The 1,711-nt window shown below is 39.9% G+C and carries 1 protein-coding gene and 1 pseudogene; both read right to left on the bottom strand.

Annotated features, from left to right (window positions below; genetic code table 11):
* Positions 1-327 (bottom strand): annotated as a pseudogene (locus ACR2F7_RS15735) (PQQ-dependent sugar dehydrogenase); the annotation flags it as partial.
* A gap of 340 nt (positions 328-667) precedes the next feature.
* Positions 668-1,711 (bottom strand): MFS transporter (locus ACR2F7_RS15740; protein WP_432714496.1); only part of this gene is annotated, 1,044 nt, incomplete at its 5' end.

The raw sequence follows: 1,711 nt of genomic DNA on the forward strand, positions 1-1,711 counted from the left end.
ATCTGCGTTGAGGATTTTTATGATACCGGATTTTTCGGTTACCAAAAAACGTCCATCGGGTAGATTACAAATTGACCATGGTTGTTTTAAGCTACCGTTGATGACTGTAATATTTAATGGGGTAGTTGTTTTAACAGCCGGTGCACGGGTTTGACCAGGTACTGCTGGTTTGTAGTCCGTATTAGGTTTTTGCGTTTCTACTGATGCACCGGTAGAAGTATCTACAGGATTTTGTACATTAGAAATTCCTTCACTGTTGTTACAGCCAACTATTGCGGCCATAAAAGTAATCCCTGTAAGTAGGGTTTTGTGATAAATAGTTGCCATAAGATAACAATTAAGGTGAATGATGTAACTCATTTAAAGTTAACATTAAAATTAATGTTAGTGGGTTGGTTAACATAGAAATTACAAACGAGTCGATGAATAAAGGCTTATGTACATGACTTTAAGGTAATTTGCACCTAATAGTTTCCATATCCTTTAGAGGGCATTGGTAGGGCCTTCGTAGGGCCTACCTATATCGATTGATAACTGAAGGCCCTGTTAATGCCCTCCAAATACCTGCTCACCGATTAGGTAAAAATTACCTTTTGTTAAGGTGCCTAAAACAGAAAGATCCCGTACCATTGATGATGATACAGGATCTTGCCTTGTCTGTTAAACTTTATTTCTTTTTTTTGCTTTCTATATTTGGAAGAAATCCCGTTAATAAGCCAATTAATGGTAAAAAAGAACAGATAGAAAACACGTACGCAATGCTGGTTTCATCAGCAAGTTTACCTAGCAATGCTGAACCTATACCACCCATACCAAAAGCAAATCCAAAAAACAAGCCAGATACTAAACCAACTTTACCTGGAATCAGCTCTTGTGCATACACCAAAATAGCCGAAAATGCGGAGGCCAGAATTACACCAATGGGTATAATCAATACAGTGGTCCAGAATAGGTTTGCATGAGGTAGGAGCATGGCAAAAGGAGCGGTACCTAAAATGGAAAACCAGATAACATACTTCCTGCCAAATCTATCGCCTACAGGGCCACCAATTAATGTGCCCGCGGCTACGGAAAATAAGAAAAGGAATAAATAAAACTGCGAGCTTTGTACGGAAACATGAAATTTATTGATCAGGAAAAAGGTGAAATAACTGGTCAGACTGGCCATGTAAAAGTACTTCGAGAAAATAAGGACCAGGAGGATAGCTACAGAAAAAATTACCTTACGTTTAGAGAAAGGTAAGGGTACAGCGTTATGTTGATGATTTTTTTTGAGCGCGCCAGCTACGCTTTTATACCAGTTACCCACATAAGTCAGGATGATAATAGCTAAAATGGCTATCAAAGAAAACCACATGATGCTGATCTGTCCGTAAGGAACGATAATCCATGCGGCAAGTAAGGGGCCTAAAGAGCTCCCCGCATTACCACCTAACTGGAAAATAGACTGCGCTAATCCACGTTTACCACCCGATGCAGAATGTGCAATTCTTGATGCCTCTGGATGGAAAATTGAAGAACCAACACCTACAAGGGCTACCGCAACAAGCATCATATAAAAGTTAGCAGACATAGAAAGCACCACTAATCCCATTAGGGAAAAGCCCATTCCAACGGCTAAGGAATAGGGTTGAGGTTTCTTGTCTGTATAAGAGCCCACAAAAGGCTGGAGTAAAGATGAGGAGAGTTGAAAAACCAGTGTAATTAAGCC

The organism is Pedobacter sp. (assembly GCF_045628745.1).
GTDB lineage: Bacteria > Bacteroidota > Bacteroidia > Sphingobacteriales > Sphingobacteriaceae > Pedobacter.